We start from the raw sequence: 24932 nt of genomic DNA, 5'->3' as shown, positions 1-24932 counted from the left end.
CTACTGACTGGGTTGAGTGGACTGCTGCTGCGAGCGTACGCGAGGGCGAAATTGACCCGAATTATAGCCCAGGGGCACCCTTAGCCCAAGTGCGCCGTGGCACTCGCGTGCAGGCAAATCGCAGCGGCGCTGGCCACATTGAGCGACTCTTCGCCGCCCGGTTGGGCAATCCGCACATGGCCACTGGCGCGCGCTTCGAGTTCGCCGCAAACGCCCTGCCCCTCGTGCCCGAGGGCCCAGGCACAGGGCATGGGCAGCTCCTTTTTCATGAGTGCCTGGTGCAAATAACTGCCGCGATGCGAACTGGTGACCAGCAAGGGCACGGTCATTCCATCCAACTGATCAAGGGTTGCCCCCTCGATGAGCTGAAGACCCCAGTGGGCACCCATGCCGGCGCGCAGCACCTTGGTGCTCCACAGCGCCGCCGTGCCCTTGAGGGCAATGACCTGTTTGAAGCCAAAGGCCGAGGCGCTGCGCAAAATGGCCCCCACATTGCCGGCATCCTGCACCCGGTCCAGGATGACGGTTGCCACAGCGGGCTGAAATTCTGGCTGGGCCGGCAAATCAAAGACAAAGCCCATGCGTGCCGGCGACTCCAGCGTGCTGAGATCGGCAAACAGCGGGTCGGTCAGAACAATATTTTTAAGCGCTGCCTGCACATAAGCTGCCGGCGCAGACGTCCAATAGGAAGCTGCAAAAATACCCAGCGCGGGCCGCACACCGCGCCCCATGGCGGCGCGCACCAAGTGGTCGCCCTCGGCCCAGATGCGCTGCTGCTTGCGGTACTCGGTGCTGCCATGGGCCAGGCGCTTGAGGTCCTTGAGCAAGGCGTTGTCGCGCGAGCTGATGTGCAGCACCTGGGGCGAGGTCATGGCATGGCTCCGTGCAATACCTCGGTCACCGGCCGGAAAGTGGTGCGGTGCTCCGGGCAGGCGCCATGGCTTTGCAAAGCCGCCAGATGAACCGCCGTGCCATAACCCTTGTGCCTGGCAAAGCCGTATGCGGGATAGCGGGCATCGACATCCAGGCACCAGTGGTCACGCGTCACCTTGGCCAGAATCGATGCTGCCGAAATCGCCGCCACCAGGCTATCGCCCTTGACGATGGCCTCGGCGCGCATGGGCAACACCGGCAGGCGGTTGCCGTCGACCAGCACCAGTTTGGGGCTCAGGCGCAAGCCCTCGACGGCGCGGCGCATGGCCAGCAGGGTCGCCTGCAGGATGTTGAGCGCATCAATTTCCTGCACACTGGCTTGCGCCACAGAAAAACACAGGGCCTTGGCCCTGATCTCGTCAAACAGCGCCTCACGTTTGCGGGCCGTGAGTTTTTTGGAGTCGGCCAGGCCCTTGATCGGATGCAACTCGTCCAAAATGACCGCAGCAGCCACCACCGGACCGGCCAGCGGTCCACGGCCGGCCTCGTCAACCCCGGCGATCAAGCCAGTCATACCCCATTGCAGTGCGACCTGCTGCATGCTGGCTGGTCGCTGGGCACGCCGCCTGGCCGCAGGCGCGGTACGCGACGCCGACAAACGGCTGGCGCCGGGTTCAGGGGTGGAGGAGTTGCGCGATGGCATGGGCAGCAAGTCGGGGTGTGTCGCGCTGCAACTCGGCGTGCAGCGCGCAAAAGCGTTGTTCAAGGGCGTGTATTTTCTCAGGTTGCCGGGTTTTTGCGTCAAGCCACTGCAGAATTTCCTGCGCCAGCGCTGGCGGCGTGGCGGCTTCCTGCAGCAGTTCCGGCACGACAAAATCACGGCACAAAATGTTGGGCAACCCGACCCAGGCCTGCAGTTTCTTGCGCCGCATGATCTGCCACGACAACCAACCCATGCGGTAGGCGATGACCATCGGACGCTTGAACAGGGCGGCCTCCAGCGTAGCCGTGCCACTGGCGATCAGAGTCACGTCACAGGCGGCAAGCACCGTGTGGGACTGACCCGTTACCAGTTGCACCCGATCAAACATGCCGCTGGCCCTGAGTGCCGCTTTGATCCGGGCCTGGCGGGCTGCCACCACGGGAACGATGAATTTCGTTTCAGGTCGTGCCAGACCGATCAGCCTGGCCGCCTCGAAGAAGTGGGAAGCCAGATGGGCAATTTCCGACTCACGGCTGCCCGGCAAAATGGCCACCACTGAATCCTGCACTGACAGCCCCAACCGGGCACGCGCCGCGGCTTGGTCTGGCTGCATCGGAATCACGTTGGCCAGCGGGTGGCCGACATAGGTGGCGGCAATGCCATGGGCGGCCAGCAGTGTCGGCTCGAACGGAAAAATGCACAGCACATGGTCGACGCTGCGCTTGATCTTCTCAATGCGCTCCGGTCGCCAGGCCCAAATGGAGGGACAGACAAAATGCACGGTCTTGATACCCTGGGCCCGTAAAGCGGCTTCCAGGTCCAGGTTGAAGTCGGGTGCATCGACGCCGATAAAAACGTCCGGATGGTTTTGCAACAGGCGCGCTTTGAGTTGATTGCGGATGCCGACAATCTCACGGTAGCGGCGCAGCACCTCCCAGCCAAAACCATGGACAGCGAGTTTGTCATGCGGCCACCAGGCCGCAAAACCGCGCTGCGCCATCTGCGGGCCGCCAATGCCAACCGACTGCAAACCTGGCCAACGCTGCTGCAAGCCGTCCAGCAACAAACCCGCCAGCAAATCACCAGAGGTTTCACCAGCGACCAGGGCGACTTGCATGGGCTTACGGTTAACAGGCTTAGCGCACAATGCCGCGCTGGGGCGATGCCTGGTCCAGGAACGCGACCATCATCTGCACGTCTGGCAACGATTCGGGGTAGGTTTGCGTTAAATCTTCAATACGTTCCCGGGCCGCTTGCAGCGTCAGGTCGTCGCGGTACAGCGCCTTGTGCATGGCCTTGACGGCACTGATGCGCTCGGGCGAAAAACCGCGCCGGCGCAAACCTTCAAAGTTCATCGAGCGCGCCGCTGCCGGCTGCCCCTGGCACATGACAAACGGCGGCAAGTCGGCAAACAACAGCGCGCACATGGCCGTCATGCTGTGAGCACCAATGCGGACAAACTGGTGCACAACGGTAAAGCCACCCAAAATCGCCCAGTCGCCGACATGCACATGACCGGCCAGTTGTGCGCTGTTGGCAAAAATGGTGTGGTTGCCCACCTGACAGTCATGGGCCAGGTGCACATAAGCCATCAGCCAGTTGTCGTCGCCGACGCGTGTGACACCGACATCACCGGGCGAGCCGATGTTGAAGGTGCAAAACTCGCGAATGGTGTTGCGGTCGCCGATGACCAACTCGCAAGGCTCACCGGCATATTTCTTGTCCTGCGGTATGGCACCCAGCGAGGCAAACTGGAAAATCCGGTTGTCGCAACCAATGGTGGTGTGGCCTTCGATCACACAGTGCGGACCAACGGTGGTGCCGGCGCCAATCTTGACGTGCGGACCAATGACGGTATATGGCCCGACGGTGACCGAACCGTCAAGCTCGGCAGCGGGGTCAACGAGGGCCGTGGTATGGATGGCGGTCAAGTGCGCCTCCTCAGGCGATTTTGCGCATGGCGCAGGTGAGTTCTGCCTCAACCGCCAGCACACCGTCCACGGTGGCGCAGGTCTTGAACTTGAAAATGCCGGCCTTCATGCGCAGCAATTCGACATCAAGGATCAGCTGATCACCGGGTTCCACCGGACGCTTGAAGCGAACCCCTTCCATGCCGGCAAAGTAGTAGACCATGTCGTCGGTGGCGCCGGAATCCATGGCATCAAAGGCCAGCAAGGCGGCGGCCTGAGCCAGGGCTTCCAGCATCAACACGCCGGGCATCACCGGGCGGTGCGGAAAATGCCCCTGGAAGAACGGCTCGTTGATGGTGATATTTTTCAGCGCCTTGATGGTTTTGCCCTTGTCAATCGCGAGCACCCGGTCCACCAGCAGGAACGGGTAACGGTGCGGCAACTTGGTAAGAATCTTGTAAATATCCATCGTGGGTCCTTGGTTCGGATTTTATTTATTGAGTTTCGCCTCAAGCGCACGGATGCGCTCGCGCAGACTGGCCAGTTGCTTGAGCGATGCGGCATTTTTTTCCCAGGCCGCGTTGTCGTCGAGCGGGAACATGCCGGTGTAGTGACCCGGCTTGTGGATAGAGCGCGTCGCCACCGAGGCGGCAGAAATGTGAACCCCGTCAGCCAGTGTCAGATGCCCCAGCACAATCGCCCCGCCGCCCACGGTGCAATGGGCCCCGATGGTGGCACTGCCGGCCACGCCGGCGCAACCTGCCATGGCCGTGTGTTGGCCAATGTGCACGTTGTGGCCGATCTGGATCAGGTTGTCAAGTTTGACGCCGTCCTCAATCACCGTGTCTTGCAGCGCACCCCGGTCGATGCAGGTGTTGGCGCCAATTTCCACATCATTGCCAATGCGCACCGCACCGAGTTGTTCGATTTTTTCCCAGGCACCGTCGTTGGGGGCAAAACCAAAGCCGTCGGCCCCGATCACCACCCCGGTGTGAATGATGCAGCGCTCACCCACCAGACAACGCTCACCCACCGTGACGCGCGACTTGAGTACGGTCAGGGCGCCAATCACAGCGCCCGCCTCGACCACGCACAAGGGGCCGATGCGCGCGCTCGGGTGAACCCGGGCCAGGGGGTCGATCACGGCACTCGGATGAATTCGCGGCCCATCAGCTGAACCCAGGGTCTTTTTCCAGAGTTGGGTCACACGGGCAAAGTACAAATAGGGTTGATCGGTCACGATGCAGGCACCCCGCGCACAGGCGAGTTCCTGGAACTGGGGGCTGACGATGACACAGGCGGCCCGTGAAGCGGCCAGCTGGTGCTGGTACTTGGGGTGATTGAGAAAACTGAGTTGCCCTGACTGGGCACTTTCAAGAGGCGCCAGGCCTTCGATCAGAAGGCTGGCGTCGCCATGCAACTCGCCGCCCAGCGCCTCAACAATGGATGCCAATCGCAGGGTCACGCGCAACCAGACTGGAAGTCAAACTTACTTGGCAGCAGGCGTGTTGAGCGCCTTGATCACTTTGTCGGTCATGTCATGCTTGGGATTGACGTAAACCGCATCCTGAAAAATAAAGTCGTATTTTTCAGCCACGGCAATGTCCTTGATGACCTTGTTGGCACGCTGAATCACCACCTGCAGTTCCTCATTTTTACGTGAGTTCAGGTCCTCCTGAAACTCGCGCCGCTTTCTCTGAAAATCGCGGTCCTGCTCCAGCAATTGTTTCTGACGCGTCTGGCGCTGGGTTTCGGGCAAGGTGGGCGCTTCGCGCTCAAATTTGTCAGCCAGTGCCTTGATGCTGGCGCCCTGGTCAACCAGCTCTTTTTCGCGTTTGGAAAACTCCTGCTCAAGTTTGGTCTGCGCCGCCTTGGCGGTGCCGGCTTCCTTGAGCACACGATCAGTGCTGACAAAGCCCATGCGCAACTCCTGCGCCTGCAGGGAAACTGCAGACAGGCCGCACAGACTTAAAGCACAAAGATGACGTAAAAAATGGTTCATTAGAAACTGGTCCCAATTTGAAATTGCATACTTTGGATTTTATCGCCATCAAACTTGCGAATGGGTTTGGCAACCGCCAGACGCAAAGGCCCCACAGGGGAAATCCAGCTGATCCCGACCCCTACCGACGAACGCAGGTCGTTGGCATGTGCGTTGACTGCGTTATCGCCCCCGACCATACCGATATCCCAGAAACCATACATACGCAAGGTACGGTCATTGCCTGCCCCCGGGAACGGCGCCAACACTTCCATGTTGATGTTGAGCTTGCGTGAGCCGCCGATCACGGTGTCAGTGGCATCCCGCGGCCCCAGGCTGCCCTGCTCGAAACCGCGCACCGAACCCAAACCTCCGCCGTAAAAATTCTTGAATACCGGGTAAGAGCGGCTGCCCGACGCGCTGCCCAGGCCGATTTCGGTATTGAAGGCGGCGGTGTACTGCTTGCTCAACGGGAAATACTGCTGAAACTGGTAGGTGGCGCGCAGGTACTTGGCATCACCGGCAAAAGACCACTCTGCATTGGCCCGCTGGAAACGCCCGCTGGTAGGTGCCAGAGAGCTGTCGCGGCTGTCGCGCGCCCAACCCGCAGTAAATGGCAACGAGGTACTTGAATAGCCGAATTCATCGGCGTAACTCTGGTAGGAGGCGGGTAACAGAGTGCCAGGAACAATGGTCGTTTTTTCAATGCCAGCGCCAAAAAACACGGTGTCGATTTCGGTAAACGGCACACCAAAACGCAAACTTCCCCCCGAGGACTCCAGTTTGTAATAGTCCTCATCCTGGTAGGGGCTGCTGGTTTTGGAATAGAGGTCAAACGTGCGCGACACGCCATCCTCGGTGAAATAAGGGTCGGTGGTATTGAGCACGACCACCCGGTTGAATTTGCTGGTATTGATCTGAATACCCAGGGAATTGCCGGAACCAAAGGCGTTTTCCTGCTTCAGCCCAAACGACAGCCCCAAACCATCACCACTCGAATAACCTGCGCCCAGACTCAGGCTGCCGGTGGGTTTTTCCGTGACATTGACAGTCAGGTCAACCTGATCCGGGGTGCCTGGCACTTCCTGGGTTTCAATGGCCACTTCACCAAAATAGCCCAGGCGGTCAACCCGATCGCGCGACAGGCGAATTTTGTCTCCGTCGTACCAGGACGCTTCAAGCTGGCGGAATTCGCGGCGCACCACCACATCGCGGGTGCGGGTGTTGCCTGCCACGTCGATCTTGCGCACATAGGCGCGGCGCGAGGGATTGGCTTGCAGCACCAGGCTGACCCGGTTGTTGACGCGGTCAATTTCGGGTTTGGCCTCGACGCGCGCAAAGGCATAACCAAAGTTGCCGAAATAGTCAGAGAAGGCCTTGGTTGTTTTGGCGACATCATCGGCGTTGTAAGCCTGCCCCGGCCGGATCGCCACCAGCGACTTGAACTCGTCTTCCTTGCCCAGGTACTCACCTGCCAGCTTGACGCTGCTGACCACGAAGCGCTCGCCCTCGGTGATGTTGATGTTGATGCCAATGTCGGTCTTGTTGGGCTGCATGGCGACTTGGGTCGAGTCGATCTTGAACTCCAGGTAACCGCGGCTCAGGTAATAGGAGCGCAGCGTCTCAAGGTCGGCATTGAGTTTGGCGCGCGAATAACGGTTCGACTTGGTGTACCAGCTCAACCAGCCTCCGGTGTCGAGATCGAACAAATCGCGCAAGGTGGATTCGCTGAACGCCTTGTTGCCGACAATCCGGATTTCACTGATTTTGGCGGGCTCGCCCTCAACAACGGTAAACGTCAGATTGACCCGGTTGCGCTCGATCGGCGTCACGGTAGTTACCACCTGGGCGGCATACAGGCTGCGGTTGATGTACTGGCGCTTGAGCTCCTGCTCGGCACGGTCCAGCTGGGCCTTGTCAAAAGGCCGGCCGTCCGCCAGACCGACATCGCGCATGGACTTGACCAGCACGTCCTTGTCAAACTCCTTAGTGCCGACAAACTCCACATTGGCCACCGTGGGGCGCTCTTCGACCACCACCACCAGCACATCACCATTCACTTCAATGCGCACATCCTTGAACAGGCCCAGCGCAAACAGGCTCTGGATGGCGGCGGCGCCCTTGTCATCACTGTAGGTATCGCCCACCCGCACGGGCAAGGAGACAAACACGGTCCCGGGTTCGACCCGTTGCAAACCTTCGATCCGGATGTCACGCACCGTGAACGGATCAACAGCCCAGGCGGACTGGGCAACAAACATCAGGGAAACCAGCGCGGCGCAGGTGGTAAGACGAAAACGATTGAGTTGCATAGTTGAATTCAGTAAATAAAGGGTGCTGGCAAATGAAGCAATGATCAGCCAAACAATCGGGAAATATCGTTAAAAAGAGCGACCGACATCATGAGCATCAGGATGGCGACACCCCCTTGTTGCAAACGTTCCATCCAGGCATCGGAAACCGGTCGGCCCGTGACACCCTCCCAAAGATAATACATCAGGTGTCCGCCATCCAGAACCGGCACCGGCAGCAAATTCAAAACACCCAGACTGACACTGATGAGCGCCAGGAAAGTCAAGTACTGGGTCAGGCCCAGACCAGCCGATTTGCCGGCATAGTCGGCAATCGTCAGTGGGCCGCTGATATTTTTGATGGAGGCTTCACCAATCAGCATCCGGCCCATCATCTTGAGTGTCAGTACCGAAACATCCCAGGTTTTAGCCAGTGCCTGCCAGCCGCCATCGAACACGCCATAACGCACCAGCACCTGTTCAGGGGGTGCGCCCACATAGGCACCAATGCGGCCAATCGGCTGCTCCTGCTCCAGCACCACGCGCGGCGTCACCGTCAGTTGCAGGCGCTGGCCATCGCGCAAAATGGTCCAGACCTGGCTTGACGCCACCTGATTCGTCACCGATTGGCGAATCAACACCCGCAACTGTTGACCATCCACGATCAACTTGCCACCGACCTGGGTGACTTCGTCGCCCGCCAACAGACCCGCCAGCGCTGCGGCCGAATCCGGCATGACATCACCAATCACGGGGCGCGTCATCGGGCCAAGCACGCCGATTTTCTGAAACAGCCGGGCGTCTACCTCGTTGCTGTCCAGCCCCGAGAGCCTGAGCAGAAATTCACGCTCGGTGGCGGCGCTATTGCCTTGCACCCAAAGCCGGACATCCTGCCCCTCCAGGGCGCCGCGGGTCAATTGCCAGCGCAGGTCGTCGAACGACAGCACCTCAAGTTCCGCCTCACCGTCCAGGGCGGCGCGCAACACCCGCTCGCCGCCGACCAGCCCGGCTTGCGCGGCCACGGACTCAGCCTGCGGCGGCGCCAGGATGGCTGCCGGAAGTTGCACCCCGGTCCAGTTGACCACGCTGTACAAGAGCACCGCCAACAACAAATTGGCCGCCGGACCGGCCGCCACAATCGCACTGCGCCGCCCCAGGCTCTGGGTATTGAAGGCAAGATGGCGCTCGGTGGGCGCCACCGGAGCCTCGCGCTCATCGAGCATTTTGACGAAACCACCCAGGGGAAACAGGGCCAGCACAAATTCCGTGCCGCTGGTTCTGGATTGCCAGCGCAGCAAAGGCTTGCCAAAGCCAATCGAGAAACGCAACACCTTCACGCCACAGGCCACGGCCACCCGATAGTGGCCGTACTCATGGACGGCAATCAGCAAGGCAATGGCAACGAGGAAGGAAATGACAGTCAACATGCGATCAGAGCGTCAGCCGGGCCACCACACGCGCCGCGGCATCACGGCTTTGCGCATCGAGTGCCAGCAAATCCTCGAGAGAACCCGGCGGTGCAGGTTGCACTTTGGCGAGTGTTTCGAGATTGACGGCGTGCATCTGATCAAAGCGGATCTGGCCGGCCAGAAAAGCAGCCACGGCGATCTCGTTGGCCGCATTGAGCACGGCCGTGCTGCCCGGGGGCGCGGCCAGCACCGCCCAAGCCAGGGCGAGTCCGGGAAAGCGCTGGCCATGGCCGTTGGCATCGAGCGACTCAAACGTCAAATCCGTCATGGCCCGAAAATCCAGCGCACTGGCACCCGAGGTCATGCGTTGTGGCCAGGACAGGCCGTAGGCAATCGGCACCTTCATGTCGGGCGTGCCAAGCTGGGCCATCACGGAGTGGTCGCGGTACTGGACCATTGAATGGATCACGCTTTGCGGATGGATCACCACCTCGATCTGCCCGGGGGCCACACCAAACAGATAGCGTGCCTCAATCACCTCCAGCGCTTTGTTCATCATGGTGGCAGAGTCCACCGAAATTTTGCGCCCCATGACCCAATTCGGGTGGGCACAGGCCTGCTCGGGCGTGATGTCGGCAAAGCTGGCCGGGTCACGCCGGCGGAACGGTCCGCCCGATGCCGTCAAAATGATCTTGTCAATCTGCGCGGCCCAGGTTGTGGCGTCTTCGGGCAGGGACTGAAACACAGCGGAATGCTCGCTGTCAATCGGCAACAGCTTGGCGCCACCCGCCGTCACGGCTTGCAGAAAATAGTCACCGCCAACCACCAAGGCTTCCTTGTTGGCCAGCAACAGACGTTTACCGGCCCGCGCCGCAGCCAGGCATGAAGCCAGCCCGGCGGCACCCACAATGGCGGCCATCACCACGTCCACCAGTTCATGTCGGGCCATGTCGGTGATCGCGTCCGAACCAGACAACACCTGGGTCGGCAAACCCAGCGCACGGCATCGACGCGCCAGTTCCTGGCCGTGCGCCTGACTGGCCATGACCGCAAAGCTTGGCCGAAACTGCACGCATTGCTGCAGTAATTTGTCGACCTGGGTTGAGGCGGTCAAGGCAAACACTTCAAAACGTTCCGGATGCAGTGACAGCACTTCAAGGGTGCTGACGCCGATCGAGCCTGTCGAGCCCAGAATCGCGACCCGTTGTTTTTCCAAACCTGTTGAATCCAGCATGGTCACTCTCAAAATGTGTAAAGCATTATGGCCAGTGGCAAACTGGGCAACAAGGCGTCGACCCGGTCCAGCACCCCACCATGACCCGGCAGCAGCCTGCTGCTGTCCTTGACCCCGGCACTGCGCTTGACCAGGGACTCGATCAGATCGCCGACCACACTCATGGCCGACAGGAATAAGCAGGCGATCACGGCAAACACCACACCACGCTCCGCGAGGTGACTGTAAAAACTGGGCACCGCGGGTTGCGCCCACAGGTCAAACCAGGTCCAGGCCCAAGCCAGCAGCAGCACGGCCACCATACCACCCAAGACCCCTTCCCAACTTTTGCCCGGGCTGATGGAGGCCGCCAGTTTGCGCGTGACCAGACGCCCGCCCCAGGTGCGCCCGGCAAAATAAGCGCCAATATCGGCAATCCACACCAGCGCAAACACCGAGAGCAGGAAATTGGTGCCAATCAGCCTGGCCTGCGCGACCGCCAGCCAGGTCAGCACCAGTGCCAGCAAGCCAAGCCCCAGACGAAAGCCGCGATGCAGCCGCCCCCAGGCTGGCACGCCCGCGCGCAACACCCAGCTGCCCAGCAGCACCCAGGCAGCGCCAGTAAAAAGCCAAAGTTGCGGCAGACTCTGCGCCAGCCAGCCGGCCCACCATAACAGTGCACAAACCAAAGCAGTCAACACACCCGCCAGGTAGCTGGCAGCTAAGTTAAAGGCGTTTAAACGCGCCCACTCCCAGGCAGCAGCGGCCATGAAGAGGAGCGCCAGAAAACTGAAAGGGGCCGGATCATTAGAAAAAAGCGCGGGCAACAGCACCAGCAGCAACAACACAGCCGTGATCACACGTTGCTTGAGCATGACAGAGATCCTCAGTCGGAGCCAGTTGGCAGGGTTGACGCGGCACTCTGGCCCGGAATTTTGCCAAAGCGGCGCTCACGCTGACCATAGGATTGAATCGCCAGGTCGAGTGCGGCCTCGTCAAAGTCCGGCCACAGTATGTCAGAAAAGAAAAATTCGGAATAAGCCGATTGCCACAGCAAAAAGTTGCTGATGCGTTGCTCGCCGCCGGTGCGGATCACCAGGTCGGGGTCCGGTACATGCGCCAGTGCCATCATCGGGCCCAGGTTCTGCTCTGTCATCGTCAAGCCCTGGGCGGCCACACGAGCGGCCGCCTGCACGATGTCCCAACGACCACCGTAGTTGAAACAGACATTCAACACCAGCTGCTGGTTGGCGGCTGTGGCCGCTTCAGCCTGCTCGATACCCTTGAGCACGCGGGCTGACAAACCCTGACGTTCACCAATGAAGCGCAATTGCACACCATCGGCATTCAGCTGCGGCACCTCACGCCCCAGGGCCAGGGCGAACAAGTCCATCAGACCGGAGACTTCCTCTTGCGGACGCTGCCAATTTTCAGAAGAAAAGGCAAACACCGTGAGTACCTTGATGCCACGCGCTTCACAGGCCCGGGCGCAACGCTTGAGGGCATCCACCCCCTGCTTGTGACCCGCAATACGGGGTAAAAACCGCTTTGACGCCCAGCGACCGTTGCCATCCATGACAATGGCCACATGGGTGGGCGTTGACTTGTTCGTCATGCCCGGTCAAACCGCCATGATGTCGTGTTCTTTGGCAGCCACCAGTTGATCAATGACGCCAATGTGTTTGTCGGTCACTTTCTGAATGTCGGTCTCGCAGCGCTTTTGCTCATCTTCGGATGCCAGCTTGTCCTTGACCAGTTTTTTGACGCCCTCATTGGCATCACGGCGCAGGTTGCGCACGGCGATCTTGGCGCCCTCGCCTTCGTTGCGCACCAGTTTGGTCAACTCCTTGCGGCGCTCCTCGGACATCGGCGGCATCGGCACCCGGATCAGGTCGCCCATGGACGACGGGTTCAGGCCGAGATCGCTGTCGCGGATGGCTTTTTCAATCTTGGCACCCATGCCCTTTTCCCAGGGCTGCACACTGACGGTGCGGGAATCCAGCAGCGACACATTGGCCACCTGACTGATAGGAACGAGAGAACCGTAGTAGTCCACATGAACCGTGTCCAAAATGGCAGGGTTGGCGCGTCCGGTACGGATCTTGGTCAAATTATGTTTGAAAGCCTCGATGGATTGGTCCATCTTGGTTTCTGCAATATTTTTAATTTCGGCGACTGACATGGGTCTTTCCTCACTCAGGGTTCAAAACAAAAAACGATTGGCTGTGGCCGTCAATACCGACACGCTCAGGCGTAAACCAGGGTGCCCTCGTCTTCGCCCAGCACCACGCGCTTGAGCGCGCCGTGCTTGAAAATCGAGAACACCTTGACCGGCAGTTTCTGATCGCGGCACAGGGCAAAAGCCGTGGCATCCATGATGCCCAGGTTTTGCGAAATGGCGTCGTCAAAAGAAATCTTGCTGTAACGCGTGGCAGCGGCATCTTTGTTGGGATCAGCGCTGTAAACGCCGTCGACCTTGGTGGCCTTGAGCACAATCTCGGCGCCAATCTCGGCACCGCGCAAAGCGGCAGCGGTGTCGGTGGTAAAAAACGGATTACCGGTGCCAGCCGCAAAAATCACCACCTTGCCTTCTTCAAGGTATTGCAAGGCTTTGGGCCGCACATAGGGCTCGACCACCTGCTCAATGGCAATGGCCGACATCACGCGCGCCGTCAAGCCGGCCTTGTTCATGGTGTCGCCCAGCGCCAGTGAATTCATGACGGTCGCCAGCATGCCCATGTAGTCGGCCGTGGCACGGTCCATGCCGACCGAGCCACCCGCCACACCCCGGAAAATATTGCCACCGCCAATGACCACGGCGACCTGGACACCCAGCGCCGTCACGCCCACGATCTCATCGACCATGCGCACAATGGTGTCGCGGTTGATGCCAAACTGGTCATCACCCATCAGTGCCTCACCCGACAATTTGAGCAAAATTCTCTTGTAAGCCGGCTTGACATCTGACATGGGTAACTCCTGGGGTTTATGGGGATTCAATAAAACGGCAAGAGTCCGATCAGGCAGCCTGTTGCGCAGCGGCCACCTGGGCAGCCACCTCGGCAGCAAAATCGTCCACCTTTTTCTCAATGCCTTCACCCACCACATAGAGCGTGAATGAATTGACCGTGGTAGCCGTCGCCTTGAGCATTTGCTCGACCGTCTGCTTGTCGTTCTTGACAAACGTCTGGTTCAGCAAAGAAACTTCCTTGAGGTATTTCTGCACGCCGCCTTCAATCCGCTTGGCCACGATTTCTGCGGACTGCACAGGCTTGCCGGCCGCTGTGGCCACAGCAGCGTCCTCAGCCGCCTTGGCGGCTGCCACCGAGCGCTCGCGCGCCACCAACTCAGCCGGCACATCAGCGCTCGACAAGGCCACGGGCTTCATGGCGGCAATGTGCATGGCAACATCCTTGGCGGCGGTTTCGTCACCTTCAAACTCAACCACCACACCAATGCGGGTGCCGTGCAGGTAAGAAGCCAGCTTGCTGCCGCTGGCAAAACGCTGGAAACGGCGAAAGCTCATGTTCTCGCCAATCTTGCCAATCAGACCCTTGCGCACGTCTTCCAGGGTCGGCCCAAAACCGTCCTGCGTGTAAGTCAGGGCGCCCAAGGCGGCCACATCAGCCGGGTTGTGCTTGGCAATCAGGGCGGCAGCCGCATTGGCCAGACCCAGGAAACTGTCGTTCTTGGTGACAAAGTCGGTTTCGCAGTTCACCTCAAGCAGGGCACCGACACCGGCATCCGCACTGTAGACCACCACGCCTTCGGCGGTGATCCGGCCGGCCGCCTTGCCCGCCTTGCTGCCCAATTTGACGCGCAGTAACTCTTCGGCCTTGGCCATGTCGCCCTCGGCCTCGGTCAGGGCGCGTTTGCACTCCATCATGGGGGCATCGGTTTTGCCACGAAGTTCAGCCACCATGCTTGCGGTAATTACAGCCATTTTTTTCTCCGGAAATCGGTTCAGTTTATCAATTGAAATTAAAAAAAGGGGGCAACAAAGCCCCCCTTTGGATTGGGGCCGCCAAAGAATCAGGCAGCAGCCTCATTGACCTCAACGAACTCGTCGGCGCTGTCTTCAGCAACTGCCTTGACCACATCGTCCATCGCATTGGCGCGACCTTCCAGGATGGCGTCGGCAATGCCACGGGCATACAGCGTCACAGCCTTGGAAGAGTCATCGTTGCCGGGGATCACGTAGTCGATGCCTTCTGGCGAATGGTTGGTGTCCACCACGGCAATCAGCGGAATACCCAGCTTGCGGGCTTCGGCGATGGCAATCTTGTGGTATCCCACGTCGATCACAAAAATGGCATCAGGCAAGGTGGTCATGTCCTGGATACCGCCAATGTCTTTTTCCAGTTTCTCGAGCTCACGGGCAAACATCAGCTGCTCTTTTTTGCTCATGCTGTCAAGGCCGGCTTCCTGCTGGATCTTCATGTCCTTCAGACGTTTGATCGAGGTTTTGACCGTCTTGAAGTTGGTCAACATGCCACCCAACCAACGCGAATCAACGTAGGGGACACCGGCGCGCTGCGCTTCAGTGGCCACGGTTTCACGCGCCTGACGCTTGGTGCCGACCATCAGGACGGTACCGCGCTTGGCCGAAATCTGACGGGCAAACTTGGCGGCTTCCTGGAACATCGGCAGCGATTTTTCCAGGTTGATGATGTGGATTTTGTTGCGATGGCCAAAAATGAAGGGGGCCATCTTGGGGTTCCAGAAGCGGGTTTGGTGACCAAAGTGGACACCGGCTTCCAGCATTTCGCGCATAGTAACTGCCATAAAAATACTCCAAAGGTTAGGTCTGAAATCCAGTTCGTTTTGCCAGGGGACTGGCAACACCTTGATGAAACTGGTTTGCGGATTAACTCTGCAGCAGACGTTCATTGAACAAGCCCAGCCGCAAAGCCAAACGAGTATAACACCGTGCCCGTGTTGACTTCTGCTGCGCAGGCCCGCCAGACCCGTTTACTGTAGCGTTGACGGCGGCACCTGAAGATGAGGTGCCTTGAAAATCTGGGCCGCATCGACCGCGTCAAAACGGTACTGCAAACCACAAAAATCACAGCCCACTTCGATCACATCACGCTCCTGCAAAAGGCTGTCAGCCTCAGCCTGCCCCAGGTCCTGCATCATTTTGGTGACGCGTTCACGACTGCAGGAGCAGGCAAAACGGGGGCCGGTCTCGCCTTGCAAGGGTTCAAAGCGCAGCAATTGCTCCTCCCAGAACAGACGATGCAGGATGGTGTCAACATCCAGCGTCAACAACTCTTCGCGCTTCAGGCTGGCTGCCAGCAGGGCGATGCGATTGTAATGTTCGTTGAGGCCAATCTGGTCTTCATCGGCCTGGCTGACGGTGCCGGCCAGATTCCCCGAGCCTGCCATGGGCAAACGCTGAATCAACAGACCGGCGGCCACCTTGTCGTCGGCAGCCAGCACCAGCGTGGTGTCCAACTGTTCACTTTGCAGCATGTAGTGCTGCAACACATCACTGAATTTTTCCAGCTTTTCACGTTTGTCGCCAAACAGCGGCACCACCCCCTGGTAGGGTTGCTGACCAGGCTGACGGTCTTTGGGGTCAAGTGTGATCGCGCAGCGGCCCTCATTGCCCGCATTGACCATCTGGCTCAGCGAGGCATCCGGGCTGACTTCGCCGTTCACGGTAGCGGTCGCGCGCAGGGAAAAATCGCTTTGCACCTCCACCACCGCCAGCTTGACCGGGCCGTCGCCAAACACCTGCACGATCAGCGAACCGTTGAATTTGATATTGGATTGCATCAGCACGGCAGCCGCCGTCATCTCACCGAGCAGGGCCTGCACCGGCGGCGGGTAGGCACCATGCGTGGTATTGCTGGCACGCCGGCGCAGAATTTCGGTCCAGGCATCGGTCAGGCGCACCACGGCACCGCGCACCGGCAGGCCCTCGAAGATAAATTTGTGAATTTCAGACAAACGTCGTTCCTAATTTATTTAAATAATCTTGCGGATCAGACCACTCACATAGCGGCGTGCTCTGACCCCAACTAATTAGAAAAGCTTGCGGGTCAGACCACTCGCGTAGCGACGTGCTCTGACCCCAACTGATTAGGCAAGAGCGGGCCATCAGGCGATCTTGTGCAAACTGGTTTTGAAGCGCCTGGCATTGTCCACATAATGTTGCGCGCTTGAACGCAAACCCTGCAACTGCTCCGGGGTGAGTTGGCGCACCACCCGTGCCGGACTGCCAATGACCATGGAACCATCGGGAAACTCCTTGTCTTCGGTCACCAACGCACCGGCACCGACCAGGCAACCCTTGCCAATTTTGGCACCATTGAGCACCACCGCGCCAATCCCGATCAGGCTGTCATCGCCGATGGTGCAACCGTGCAGCATGGCCTTGTGACCCACCGTCACCCCGGCGCCAATGGTGAGCGGCATGCCGACATCGGCGTGCAGCACACTCAGGTCCTGGATGTTGGTGCGCGCACCCACCCGAATGCTGTCGGTGTCACCCCGTACCACCACGCCAAACCAGATGCTGGACTCCTCGCCCAGCACCACATCGCCCATCACCTCGGCGCTGTCAGCCACCCAGGCGGATTCAGCAATTTGCGGTGACACACCCTCAAGCTCATAAATTGCCATTGCGTTCTTTCGGATTCATTTACCTAGAATTGTAGGGAAACCCAGCGCCACATGAACCCGATTGACCCAAACTCCCCCACCAGCGTGCCCCCTTCGAACGACTTGCGCGCTGAGTGCCTGCGACTGCTGCAAATCAACGCGCCCCAAGACAAAGCGGCCCAGGTGCGCGGGCTCGATGCCGCCCGGTGCACGCTGAAGCCCGCTGAAATCTTCACAGGACCAGCCCGGCTACCCGGACGACCCGAGCGCCCGCTGCTGGTGCAGCCCGCGCAACTCAAAACCCGCGCCGTGGGCACCCTGGAAGGCCGCGCCGGGCTGATCCACGCCCTGACCCATATCGAAGCCAATGCCATCAACCTGGCGCTCGACATGGTGTGGCGCTTTGCCGGCATGCCCACCGACTTTTACCGGGACTGGTGGCGGGTGGCGCAGGAGGAAGCCCTGCATTTTGAATTGCTGAACGCTCACCTGATCCAGATGGGCTTTGCCTATGGCGACTTTCCCGCCCATGACGGCTTGTGGGACATGGCCGAGCGCACCAAAAGTGATGTACTGGCCCGACTGGCGCTGGTGCCGCGCACGCTCGAAGCGCGCGGCCTGGACGCCACGCCGGCAGTGCGCAACCGGCTGGTGTCGGTGGGCGATCTGGCGGCGGCCAAAATTCTGGACGTGATTTTGCGTGACGAGATCGGCCATGTGGCCATCGGCAACCGCTGGTACCGTTACCTCTGCGATGCGCGCCAACTCGACCCGGTCAGCACCTATGCGGCGCTGGCACAGCGCTACCAGGCACCGCAACTCAAAGGCCCGTTCAACCTGACGGCACGCCGTGCCGCCGGCTTTACCGAAGCCGAACTCTCGGCCCTGCAGGTGCCAACCAGTGTCACCACCGCGTGAGTCCAGACGCGCATTCAACCGCGCGGATGGTGCTGGGCATGCAGGGTTTTCAGGCGTTCCCGGGCCACATGGGTGTAAATGGTGGTGGTTGAAATGTCAACATGACCGAGCAGCAACTGCACCGCCCGCAGGTCAGCGCCATGGTTGAGCAAATGGGTGGCAAAGGCATGGCGCAGCGTGTGCGGTGACAGCGGTGCGGTAATGCCGGCCAGCAGCGCGTATTTTTTGACAATCATCCAGAACATGACCCGGCTCATGGCGGTGCCCGGCGTGCTGCCGCGCTGGGTCACAAACAAAGCCTCGCTGGCATGACCCGCCAACAGCTCGCCCCGAGGCTGGGCCAGGTAGCGTTTCAGCCATAGGCTGGCCACCTCGCCAAACGGCACCAGACGTTCCTTGTTGCCCTTGCCAAACACCCGCAGCACGTTGTCGTTCAGGCTCACATTGAACACCTTCAGGCCCACCAATTCACTGACCCGCAGGCCGCTGGCGTACATCAGTTCCAGCATGGTGCGGTCACGCATGCCCAAAGCTTCGGCTGTATCCGGCGCGTTCAACAAGGCCTCCACCTGCGACTCGGTCAAGGTTTTGGGCATGCGCAACGGCTGCTTGGCGGCCTGCAGCTTCAACGTGGGATCGGCGCCCAGCAGTCGTTCGCGCAAGGCCCAGCGGTAAAAGCGCTTGAACACCGTCAGGCGACGGTTGGCGGTGGTGGCTTTAGTGCTGGCATGCTGGTCGGCAAAGTAACTGTTGAGCAGCAACTCGGTGCCATCCAGCAAACAACTCCCCTGCCCGGCCAGCCAGGTGCCAAACAGCGTGAGGTCACGCCGGTAAGCTGCGAGCGTGTTGCTGGACAAGCCTTCTTCGAGCCACAGGGCATCGATGAAGGTGTCGATCACCGGGTCGGGCGCTTTTTTGGCGACCGAAACCTCCGAATTGGCAGTGGGCTGAGACTGGGGCATGGCTTGGGGTGCAAACAGAAGAGCGCTGATCTTATGCCGAGCTGACCGCTGTGGGTGTTATCGACGATTTTGACGCGGTGGGCCTGCTATTCTCAGGGCGTGAACTACGCCCAACTCCTCTTTCCTGATTTCTCGCTGATTCTGATCGGCTACCTGATCTGCCGCTTCACGCCTTTGAACCGTGCCGTGTGGACGCAAGTGGAACAACTGGTGTATTTTTTGTTCTTCCCGGTGCTGCTGTTTCATTCCATCCTGAAAAGCCCGCTCGACATCAGTGCGGCCAGCAACCTGGTGGGGGCCGGCTGGGCTCTGGGACTGGGCGGTATTGCCATGGCCTACTCGGTGCCTTACTGGCCGGGACTCAAAGGTCATGTGGCTGCACGCCAGCACGCCGCCAGTGCACAAATTGCCTTCCGGTTCAACTCTTTCATCGGCCTGGCGCTGGCCGAGCGGCTGGCCGGCCCCCCGGGCCTGCTGGCGATTGCGCTGGTCATTGGCGTCAGTGTGCCGCTGATGAATATCGGCGCGGTGTGGCCGATGGCGCGCCACGCCAAACGCGGTTTTCTGGGCGAATTGGTGCGCAACCCGCTGATCATCGGCACCGCCAGCGGCCTGGCGGCCAACCTGGCCGGTTTGTCCATTCCGGGCTGGGCCGAACCCACCGTGACCCGCATTGGCGGAGCGTCGCTGGCGCTCGGCTTGATGGCCGCGGGTGCCGGTATGCAACTGAGCGCCCTGAACCATGCCAAATTGCTGGGGCTGGCGGTGTTGTTGATCCGCCATTTGCTGATGCCGCTGTTGGCCTTGGCGGTGTGCCTGGTGTTTCAGCTCAACCCGGTGCAGGCCACCATTTTGCTGATGTTCTCGGCCCTGCCCACGGCGTCAAGCTGTTATGTTTTGGCGGCACGCATGGGGTATGACGGCGCCTATGTGGCGGCCTTGGTGACCGTGTCCACCGTGCTTGGCATGCTGAGTTTGCCTTTAGCGCTGGGGGTTTTGAGGGCGTTGATTTAATTAACGCGTCTTCTTTTTGCCGCATTCCAACGGCGGTGATTTGCTTCGCGCGGTGACCTCATCTTGCCGAGATCGAACTGCGGTGATTTGCTTCGCGCGGCAACCGGCAGGGGCGGCCACCTCATACTGGGGTACCAGAAATCGGTGACCACCCCTGCCGGTTACCACGCGATGTGGTGATTTGCGGAGGCTTTTTACAGACAAATACCGTTTCTTTTTGAGGTTTGGGCGTGACCACAGTAAACCTTTCATAGTCACTTCACGCGCGCTAGTGCAGTGGCTGGCTTTGGGGGCTGACGATTTCTGGTACCCCAGTATGAGGAAGCCGCCAAAGCCAGCCGCTGCGTGGGTAAGGCGAACCTGCAGTTACTTTTTCTGATCCAAAGCCCACGCCACGTGCTCACGCACCAAAGCACTGGGATGCTCGGCACGCGACGCAAGCGCGGCCACCAAAGGCCTGGCTGACTCCGCATCAGCAACACGCAGCGCATTGCCAAGTGCCACCGCAATGTTGCGCAACCAGCGTTCATGGCCAATGCGCCGGATCGGGCTGCCTTCGGTGAAACGCAAAAACGTCTCTTCGGTCCAGCCAAACAGCTCAATAAGCTGGCTGCCTGCCAACCCGGCGCGGGCATCAAAGTCGGGCAAGGCACTGCGCTTGGCAAACTTGTTCCAGGGACAAATCAACTGACAATCGTCGCAACCGTAAATGCGGTTGCCCATCAAGGGGCGCAGTTCCAGCGGGATCGGCCCGGCGTGTTCGATCGTCAGGTAGGAGATGCAGCGCCGGGCATCGAGCCGGTACGGGGCCACGATGGCCCGGGTCGGACAGATGTCCATGCAGGCGCTGCAACTGCCGCAGTGGTTGGCCACGGGCTCGGTCACTGGCAAGGCCATGTCGACAAAAATCTCGCCCAGAAAAAACGTCGAGCCCGCCTCGCGACTCAGCAGCAAGGTGTGTTTGCCGCGCCATCCCAGGCCGCTCAAACTGGCCAGCTCGGCCTCCAGCACCGGGGCCGAATCGGTGAACACCCGGTAGCCCAGCGGCCCCAGCGCAGCGGTGATCTGGTCGCTCAACTTTTGCAGGCGCTGGCGCATCACCTTGTGGTAGTCGCGGCCACGGGCATAGACCGAGACAATGGCCTCTGTCGGCTGCTTGAGCCGGTCGAACTCCAGCGCCTGCCAGCCCTCGGGTGTGCTGGCGGGCAGGTAATCCATGCGCGCGGTGATCACGCGCACAGTGCCCGGCACCAGCTCGGCCGGACGCGCGCGCTTGAGGCCATGTGACGCCATGTAAAACATGTCACCATGGAAACCAGCGGCCAGCCATGCCGATAATCCGGGTTCTGCATCCGTTAAATCGACGCCTGCGACGCCAATTTGTGAAAATCCCAATGCCCGCCCCCAATCCTGAATTCTGGAGACCCATTGACTGCCGTTGAGTTGCTGCATGGTGTTGATCACCTGCCCATTGTAAAAACCCTGCTGTGGCGCGATGAAGCCGCCACCGAAAAATTTGCCCGCGCGCTGGCGGAAGTGCCGGAACTGCGCCTGGCCTACATTGAACTGCAAGGTGATCTGGGCGCGGGCAAGACCACGCTGGTGCGGCATCTGCTGCGGGCACTGGGAGTGCAGGGACGCATCAAAAGCCCGACTTACGCCGTGGTGGAGCCCTATGAACTGCCTGACCTCCATGTCTGGCACTTCGACTTTTACCGGTTCAGCGACCCGCGCGAATGGCTTGATGCCGGCTTTCGCGACATCTTTGCCAGCTCCGGCCTGAAACTGGCCGAATGGCCCGAAAAGGCCGCCGGCTGCGTGCCGCTGGCCGACCTGGTGGTCCGTCTCGAAGTGGATGATGACGCATCGCGCCGGGTGAGCCTGACGGCGCACACAAAGCTGGGTGCCTCCCTGCTGCGTTGCCTCGATGCCGCCAGCCTTGATAGAGTGTGCCCATGAAACGCCGCCATCTGTTGCAGTCGGGTACGCTGGTGCTGGTGCTGGGGGCACAGCATCTGGCCCGCGGCGCCACCATCGTGGCGGTGCGGGTGTGGCCGGCACCCGACTACTCGCGCGTTACCATCGAGTCCGACGCCAGCCTGAGTTTCAACCAGACTTTTGTGCCCAACCCGCCGCGACTGGCTGTGGATGTGCAAGGCATCGACCTGAATCCGGCGCTGCGGGAACTGGTCGCCAAGGTGGGCCCCAACGACCCCACCATTTCCGGCATTCGCATCGGCCAGTTTGGCCCCGGTGTGGTGCGCCTGGTGTTCGACCTCAAACAGCCCATTGCGCCGCAGGTGTTCACGTTGACGCCTGTCGCCGCCTACCAGCACCGGCTGGTGTTTGATTTGTACCCGACGCAAGTGGCTGATCCGCTGGAAGCCCTGATTGCCGAGCGTCTCATGGAAAGCACCAGCACGCGTAGCACAACACCGTCAGCGGCTGACCCGCTGGGCGAATTGATTGCACAAAAATCACAGGTGCACCCGCCGGAAGCGCCCGTGCCGCAGAAAGAAGTCAAACGACTGCCCCCTCAAAGCATGCGCGCACCCGTCCCGGCAGCCACCGACCGGCTGATCATCATTGCGCTCGATGCCGGTCACGGCGGCGAAGACCCCGGCGCCATCGGCCCCGGCGGCACCCAGGAAAAAGACGTGGTATTGCGCCTGGCCCACCGCCTGCGCGAGCGCATCAACGCCGCCTCCAGCAATGGCAATCCGATGCGGGCTTTTTTAACGCGTGATGCCGATTTTTTCGTGCCGCTGCACACCCGGGTCGACAAAGCGCGCCGGGTCCAGGCCGATCTCTTCATCAGCCTGCATGCCGATGCCTTTTTTACGCCGCGTCCCCAGGGCGCCAGCGTCTTTGCCCTGAGCCAGGATGGCGCCTCCAGCAGCGCCGCGCGCTGGATGGCGGCCAAGGAAAACAAGGCCGATGTGATTGGCGGCCTCAACGTCAAGGCCCGAGATGTCCAGGTCAGGCGCGCCCTGCTCGACATGAGTACCGCAGCCCAGATCAAGGACAGCCTGCAGTTGGGCGGCGCCATGCTGAGGGAGATTGGCCGTGTCGGCAAGCTGCACAAGCCACGCGTTGAACAGGCCGGCTTTGCCGTGCTCAAGGCACCCGATATTCCCAGTGTGCTGGTCGAAGCCGCCTTTATCAGCAACCCCGATGAAGAAGCCAAACTCAACAGCGATGCCTACCAGGAGCAGTTGGCAGATGCCCTGATGCGCGGCATTGAAGCCTATTTCTCCAAAAACCCGCCGCTGGCACGCAATCGGTCAACCTGATTCAGACCCACGGCACACAAACGTCTGCATGTTGACGCGTCGCGGCAATCCGCACGGCGTTGGGCTCGTCGGTGCTGGCGATCCAGGCTTGCGCCTCTTCAAGGCTGCGGCCAAACCGCATATGCCGTGCCAGCAGGCGCTCCAGGCGCAGCTCGTCCGGCACGTCCAGATACCAGATTTCATCCACCACCTCGCGCACCTGGGCCCAGGGTTGCTCATCGAGCAGCAGATAATTGCCTTCCGTGATGACCAGGGACGTGTCTGACCCAATGGCGATGGCACCGGCGATGCCCTCCTCGATATCGCGTCTGAACTCGGGGACATAAATGGTCTCCGAGCTTGACTGGTTCTTGAGGCGGCGCAGCAAATTCACAAAACCTGCGGCATCAAAGGTATCGGGGGCGCCCTTGCGCTCTTTGCGTCCCAGACGCGCCAGTTCACTGTTGGCCAAGTGAAAGCCATCCATCGGCACCCCTTGCACATGCTGGGGATGATGCGCCATCAGGGCCGCGGCCAGGGTGGATTTGCCGGCCCCCGGCGGTGCCACCAGACCCAGGATTTTGCGCTCCCCGGAGGCCAGCAACTGCGCGATGCGCTGCTGACAAAGGGCGGGCAACTGGTGCGTTGAAGACATGGCTTCAGACGTTTCCATCGGCAGCTCAGCGGGTAAAGGAATAAGGCACTTGTACCAGCCGCGCCAGCACTTCTGCGCGTGTCGGCGGCACGCAACCACGGCGCATCACGCACAGGCTGGCGCTGGCGATGGCGCTGGTCAACAATTGTTTGGCCACCTCTTCGGACACTGCACCGCGGCCCCAGTCCGATGGCAGTTTGTGAGCCAGCATGGCCACCACCAGACCCGCCAGAAAGCAGTCACCTGCGCCCACCGTGTCCACCACCACAATCGGTTCCAGCTCGCGCGCCGCGAACACCTGGCCATGGCGCGTCAGCAAAACCGCCCCCTTCGGGCCCAGGGTCAGCGCCATGACGCCGGCACGGCTTCTTTGCAACAAGTGCTGCGCCTGGGCCAGGGCGTCGTCCCCCGGCAGTGCCAGGCAAACCAGGTCTTCGTCGCTGGCCTTGATGACATCGGCGTATTGCAGCGCGGTCAGCACATGGCGGCGGTATTTTTCAAGATCCGGCATGACCGAGGGACGCAGGTTGGCGTCAATCACCACGGTGCGACCGGCCTGGCGCTGGGCCGCCAGCCAAGGCAGATAGATATCGCCATCGTCAGGCGACAAGGCCAGCGCGCCGGTGCACACCAGTGACAGGTTGTCAAGCGACCGGCAGGCTTGCGTCAAGGCAACAGCCGAGGTGGCGCGGTCGGCCACGCCCTCCCGGTAAAACGCATAGTCTGGATGGCCCTGTTCATCGACATTCACCACCGCCAGGGAGGTCACCTCGACCACGGCCTCAGGGACAGCCAGATACACCCCATCGTCCAACATACCCTGCGCCAAGCGGCGGCCAAAACGGTCGCGCGACAGCGGATTCAGGTAAAGCGTGGGCACACCCTGGCGCGCAATGGCACGCGAGAGGTTGTAGACCGCACCACCCAGACAAGGCCCAAAACGGCCATCGGCATGGGCAATGAAGTCAATCAAGGCCTCACCAGCAGTGGCGACTTGAACTGAAGAATTTATTTGCATCATATTAGGGTTTTCCATAACTAAAACAACTTGATTTAATAACTATTCTGCCACTATAGTTCAGCCACGCCAAGTTAACAAGCGTAATTTCCCGCAGGCCGCAT

The 24932-nt window shown here is 60.3% G+C and carries 26 protein-coding genes; 4 read left to right on the top strand and 22 right to left on the bottom strand.

Annotated features, from left to right (window positions below; all coding sequences use genetic code 11):
* Positions 1 to 80: 80 nt before the first annotated feature.
* The 18 genes from NDI87_RS02325 to NDI87_RS02240 all read right to left on the bottom strand — a co-directional run bounded on the left by NDI87_RS02325 (position 81) and on the right by NDI87_RS02240 (position 17010).
* A complete protein-coding gene (locus NDI87_RS02325; RefSeq protein ID WP_296273188.1) occupies positions 81 to 872 on the bottom strand; it encodes an RNA methyltransferase in 792 nt (263 codons plus the stop codon).
* Positions 869 to 1474 (bottom strand): ribonuclease HII, encoded by a 606-nt coding sequence (gene rnhB / locus NDI87_RS02320; RefSeq protein WP_296273197.1) that lies wholly within the window; start codon positions 1472 to 1474, stop codon positions 869 to 871. Before rnhB ends, NDI87_RS02325 begins: the two co-directional genes overlap by 4 nt.
* Positions 1475 to 1547: 73 nt before the next feature.
* Entirely contained in the window at positions 1548 to 2693 is a 1146-nt protein-coding gene (lpxB, locus tag NDI87_RS02315) for a lipid-A-disaccharide synthase (RefSeq protein WP_296273187.1), read from the bottom strand.
* Between the two features lie 19 nt (positions 2694 to 2712).
* Complete coding sequence (gene lpxA / locus NDI87_RS02310; protein ID WP_296273186.1) at positions 2713 to 3507, bottom strand: acyl-ACP--UDP-N-acetylglucosamine O-acyltransferase; 795 nt, start codon at positions 3505 to 3507, stop codon at positions 2713 to 2715.
* Positions 3508 to 3517: 10 nt separating this feature from the next.
* Positions 3518 to 3955 (bottom strand): 3-hydroxyacyl-ACP dehydratase FabZ, encoded by a 438-nt coding sequence (fabZ, locus tag NDI87_RS02305; protein WP_296273185.1) that lies wholly within the window; start codon positions 3953 to 3955, stop codon positions 3518 to 3520.
* A gap of 21 nt (positions 3956 to 3976) precedes the next feature.
* The gene (lpxD, locus tag NDI87_RS02300) at positions 3977 to 4951 is read right to left on the bottom strand and encodes a UDP-3-O-(3-hydroxymyristoyl)glucosamine N-acyltransferase (RefSeq protein ID WP_296273184.1); all 975 of its coding nucleotides are present in this window, start codon (positions 4949 to 4951) and stop codon (positions 3977 to 3979) included.
* 24 nt (positions 4952 to 4975) lie between these two features.
* Positions 4976 to 5488: an OmpH family outer membrane protein gene (locus NDI87_RS02295; protein ID WP_296273183.1), complete on the bottom strand. Its 513-nt coding sequence runs from the start codon at positions 5486 to 5488 to the stop codon at positions 4976 to 4978.
* Positions 5488 to 7779, bottom strand: coding sequence for an outer membrane protein assembly factor BamA (gene bamA / locus NDI87_RS02290; RefSeq protein ID WP_296273182.1), 2292 nt, complete (start codon positions 7777 to 7779; stop codon positions 5488 to 5490). Before bamA ends, NDI87_RS02295 begins: the two co-directional genes overlap by 1 nt.
* A gap of 44 nt (positions 7780 to 7823) precedes the next feature.
* The gene (gene rseP / locus NDI87_RS02285; protein WP_296273181.1) at positions 7824 to 9185 is read right to left on the bottom strand and encodes an RIP metalloprotease RseP; all 1362 of its coding nucleotides are present in this window, start codon (positions 9183 to 9185) and stop codon (positions 7824 to 7826) included.
* A gap of 4 nt (positions 9186 to 9189) precedes the next feature.
* Positions 9190 to 10401, bottom strand: a complete 1212-nt coding sequence (gene dxr / locus NDI87_RS02280; protein ID WP_296273180.1) for a 1-deoxy-D-xylulose-5-phosphate reductoisomerase — start codon at positions 10399 to 10401, stop codon at positions 9190 to 9192.
* A gap of 8 nt (positions 10402 to 10409) precedes the next feature.
* Positions 10410 to 11255, bottom strand: coding sequence for a phosphatidate cytidylyltransferase (locus NDI87_RS02275; RefSeq protein ID WP_296273179.1), 846 nt, complete (start codon positions 11253 to 11255; stop codon positions 10410 to 10412).
* Between the two features lie 11 nt (positions 11256 to 11266).
* On the bottom strand, positions 11267 to 11995 hold the full coding sequence (uppS, locus tag NDI87_RS02270; protein WP_296273178.1) for a polyprenyl diphosphate synthase: 729 nt from the start codon (positions 11993 to 11995) through the stop codon (positions 11267 to 11269).
* 6 nt (positions 11996 to 12001) lie between these two features.
* Entirely contained in the window at positions 12002 to 12562 is a 561-nt protein-coding gene (frr, locus tag NDI87_RS02265; RefSeq protein WP_296273177.1) for a ribosome recycling factor, read from the bottom strand.
* A 65-nt stretch (positions 12563 to 12627) separates the two neighbouring features.
* Positions 12628 to 13350, bottom strand: a complete 723-nt coding sequence (gene pyrH, locus NDI87_RS02260) for a UMP kinase (protein ID WP_296273176.1) — start codon at positions 13348 to 13350, stop codon at positions 12628 to 12630.
* Positions 13351 to 13399: 49 nt separating this feature from the next.
* The gene (tsf, locus tag NDI87_RS02255) at positions 13400 to 14323 is read right to left on the bottom strand and encodes a translation elongation factor Ts (RefSeq protein WP_296273175.1); all 924 of its coding nucleotides are present in this window, start codon (positions 14321 to 14323) and stop codon (positions 13400 to 13402) included.
* Positions 14324 to 14412: 89 nt separating this feature from the next.
* Complete coding sequence (rpsB, locus tag NDI87_RS02250; protein ID WP_296273174.1) at positions 14413 to 15165, bottom strand: 30S ribosomal protein S2; 753 nt, start codon at positions 15163 to 15165, stop codon at positions 14413 to 14415.
* 186 nt (positions 15166 to 15351) lie between these two features.
* Positions 15352 to 16335: an Hsp33 family molecular chaperone HslO gene (locus NDI87_RS02245; RefSeq protein ID WP_296273173.1), complete on the bottom strand. Its 984-nt coding sequence runs from the start codon at positions 16333 to 16335 to the stop codon at positions 15352 to 15354.
* 150 nt (positions 16336 to 16485) lie between these two features.
* A complete protein-coding gene (locus tag NDI87_RS02240) occupies positions 16486 to 17010 on the bottom strand; it encodes a gamma carbonic anhydrase family protein (RefSeq protein ID WP_296273172.1) in 525 nt (174 codons plus the stop codon).
* An 84-nt stretch (positions 17011 to 17094) separates the two neighbouring features.
* Between NDI87_RS02240 and NDI87_RS02235 the strand changes: the two genes are divergently transcribed.
* Complete coding sequence (locus tag NDI87_RS02235; protein ID WP_296273171.1) at positions 17095 to 17907, top strand: ferritin-like domain-containing protein; 813 nt, start codon at positions 17095 to 17097, stop codon at positions 17905 to 17907.
* Between the two features lie 14 nt (positions 17908 to 17921).
* On the opposite strand, the gene xerD is transcribed toward NDI87_RS02235, so the two are convergent.
* Complete coding sequence (gene xerD, locus NDI87_RS02230; RefSeq protein ID WP_296273170.1) at positions 17922 to 18869, bottom strand: site-specific tyrosine recombinase XerD; 948 nt, start codon at positions 18867 to 18869, stop codon at positions 17922 to 17924.
* A gap of 99 nt (positions 18870 to 18968) precedes the next feature.
* Here xerD and NDI87_RS02225 point away from each other — a divergent pair, with 99 nt between their 5' ends.
* The gene (locus NDI87_RS02225) at positions 18969 to 19883 is read left to right on the top strand and encodes an AEC family transporter (protein WP_296273169.1); all 915 of its coding nucleotides are present in this window, start codon (positions 18969 to 18971) and stop codon (positions 19881 to 19883) included.
* Positions 19884 to 20249: 366 nt separating this feature from the next.
* Here NDI87_RS02225 and queG read toward each other — a convergent pair whose 3' ends face one another.
* Positions 20250 to 21335, bottom strand: coding sequence for a tRNA epoxyqueuosine(34) reductase QueG (gene queG / locus NDI87_RS02220; RefSeq protein ID WP_296273168.1), 1086 nt, complete (start codon positions 21333 to 21335; stop codon positions 20250 to 20252).
* Between the two features lie 12 nt (positions 21336 to 21347).
* Between queG and tsaE the strand changes: the two genes are divergently transcribed.
* A complete protein-coding gene (gene tsaE, locus NDI87_RS02215; protein ID WP_296273196.1) occupies positions 21348 to 21842 on the top strand; it encodes a tRNA (adenosine(37)-N6)-threonylcarbamoyltransferase complex ATPase subunit type 1 TsaE in 495 nt (164 codons plus the stop codon).
* On the top strand, positions 21839 to 23176 hold the full coding sequence (locus NDI87_RS02210) for an N-acetylmuramoyl-L-alanine amidase (protein ID WP_296273167.1): 1338 nt from the start codon (positions 21839 to 21841) through the stop codon (positions 23174 to 23176). The genes tsaE and NDI87_RS02210 overlap by 4 nt, the downstream gene beginning before the upstream one ends.
* A gap of 1 nt (position 23177) precedes the next feature.
* On the opposite strand, the gene NDI87_RS02205 is transcribed toward NDI87_RS02210, so the two are convergent.
* Both NDI87_RS02205 and NDI87_RS02200 read right to left on the bottom strand, forming a co-directional pair.
* Positions 23178 to 23810, bottom strand: coding sequence for a nucleoside/nucleotide kinase family protein (locus NDI87_RS02205; protein WP_296273166.1), 633 nt, complete (start codon positions 23808 to 23810; stop codon positions 23178 to 23180).
* 25 nt (positions 23811 to 23835) lie between these two features.
* The gene (locus NDI87_RS02200) at positions 23836 to 24828 is read right to left on the bottom strand and encodes a PfkB family carbohydrate kinase (protein ID WP_296273195.1); all 993 of its coding nucleotides are present in this window, start codon (positions 24826 to 24828) and stop codon (positions 23836 to 23838) included.
* Positions 24829 to 24932 lie beyond the last annotated feature (104 nt).

Origin of the sequence: Rhodoferax sp. (genome assembly GCF_023701345.1) — a bacterium.
Taxonomy (GTDB): Bacteria; Pseudomonadota; Gammaproteobacteria; order Burkholderiales; family Burkholderiaceae_C; genus Rhodoferax.
Note: the sequence above shows the minus strand (reverse complement) of the source record. Positions and strands in the feature narration are given on the sequence as shown.

What these genes read in the sequence shown, in the direction of transcription:
- uppS (WP_296273178.1), bottom strand. Translation starts at nt 11,995, where the DNA reads ATGACGAACAAGTCAACGCCCACCCATGTGGCCATTGTCATGGATGGC.
- bamA (WP_296273182.1), bottom strand. Translation starts at nt 7,779, where the DNA reads ATGCAACTCAATCGTTTTCGTCTTACCACCTGCGCCGCGCTGGTTTCC.
- dxr (WP_296273180.1), bottom strand. Translation starts at nt 10,401, where the DNA reads ATGCTGGATTCAACAGGTTTGGAAAAACAACGGGTCGCGATTCTGGGC.
- pyrH (WP_296273176.1), bottom strand. Translation starts at nt 13,350, where the DNA reads ATGTCAGATGTCAAGCCGGCTTACAAGAGAATTTTGCTCAAATTGTCG.
- NDI87_RS02210 (WP_296273167.1), top strand. Translation starts at nt 21,839, where the DNA reads ATGAAACGCCGCCATCTGTTGCAGTCGGGTACGCTGGTGCTGGTGCTG.
- tsf (WP_296273175.1), bottom strand. Translation starts at nt 14,323, where the DNA reads ATGGCTGTAATTACCGCAAGCATGGTGGCTGAACTTCGTGGCAAAACC.
- NDI87_RS02200 (WP_296273195.1), bottom strand. Translation starts at nt 24,828, where the DNA reads ATGCAAATAAATTCTTCAGTTCAAGTCGCCACTGCTGGTGAGGCCTTG.
- rpsB (WP_296273174.1), bottom strand. Translation starts at nt 15,165, where the DNA reads ATGGCAGTTACTATGCGCGAAATGCTGGAAGCCGGTGTCCACTTTGGT.
- NDI87_RS02240 (WP_296273172.1), bottom strand. Translation starts at nt 17,010, where the DNA reads ATGGCAATTTATGAGCTTGAGGGTGTGTCACCGCAAATTGCTGAATCC.
- rseP (WP_296273181.1), bottom strand. Translation starts at nt 9,185, where the DNA reads ATGTTGACTGTCATTTCCTTCCTCGTTGCCATTGCCTTGCTGATTGCC.
- fabZ (WP_296273185.1), bottom strand. Translation starts at nt 3,955, where the DNA reads ATGGATATTTACAAGATTCTTACCAAGTTGCCGCACCGTTACCCGTTC.
- rnhB (WP_296273197.1), bottom strand. Translation starts at nt 1,474, where the DNA reads ATGCAGCAGGTCGCACTGCAATGGGGTATGACTGGCTTGATCGCCGGG.
- queG (WP_296273168.1), bottom strand. Translation starts at nt 21,335, where the DNA reads ATGCAGCAACTCAACGGCAGTCAATGGGTCTCCAGAATTCAGGATTGG.
- NDI87_RS02325 (WP_296273188.1), bottom strand. Translation starts at nt 872, where the DNA reads ATGACCTCGCCCCAGGTGCTGCACATCAGCTCGCGCGACAACGCCTTG.
- frr (WP_296273177.1), bottom strand. Translation starts at nt 12,562, where the DNA reads ATGTCAGTCGCCGAAATTAAAAATATTGCAGAAACCAAGATGGACCAA.
- xerD (WP_296273170.1), bottom strand. Translation starts at nt 18,869, where the DNA reads ATGCCCCAGTCTCAGCCCACTGCCAATTCGGAGGTTTCGGTCGCCAAA.
- NDI87_RS02275 (WP_296273179.1), bottom strand. Translation starts at nt 11,255, where the DNA reads ATGCTCAAGCAACGTGTGATCACGGCTGTGTTGTTGCTGCTGGTGCTG.
- NDI87_RS02205 (WP_296273166.1), bottom strand. Translation starts at nt 23,810, where the DNA reads ATGTCTTCAACGCACCAGTTGCCCGCCCTTTGTCAGCAGCGCATCGCG.
- NDI87_RS02295 (WP_296273183.1), bottom strand. Translation starts at nt 5,488, where the DNA reads ATGAACCATTTTTTACGTCATCTTTGTGCTTTAAGTCTGTGCGGCCTG.
- lpxB (WP_296273187.1), bottom strand. Translation starts at nt 2,693, where the DNA reads ATGCAAGTCGCCCTGGTCGCTGGTGAAACCTCTGGTGATTTGCTGGCG.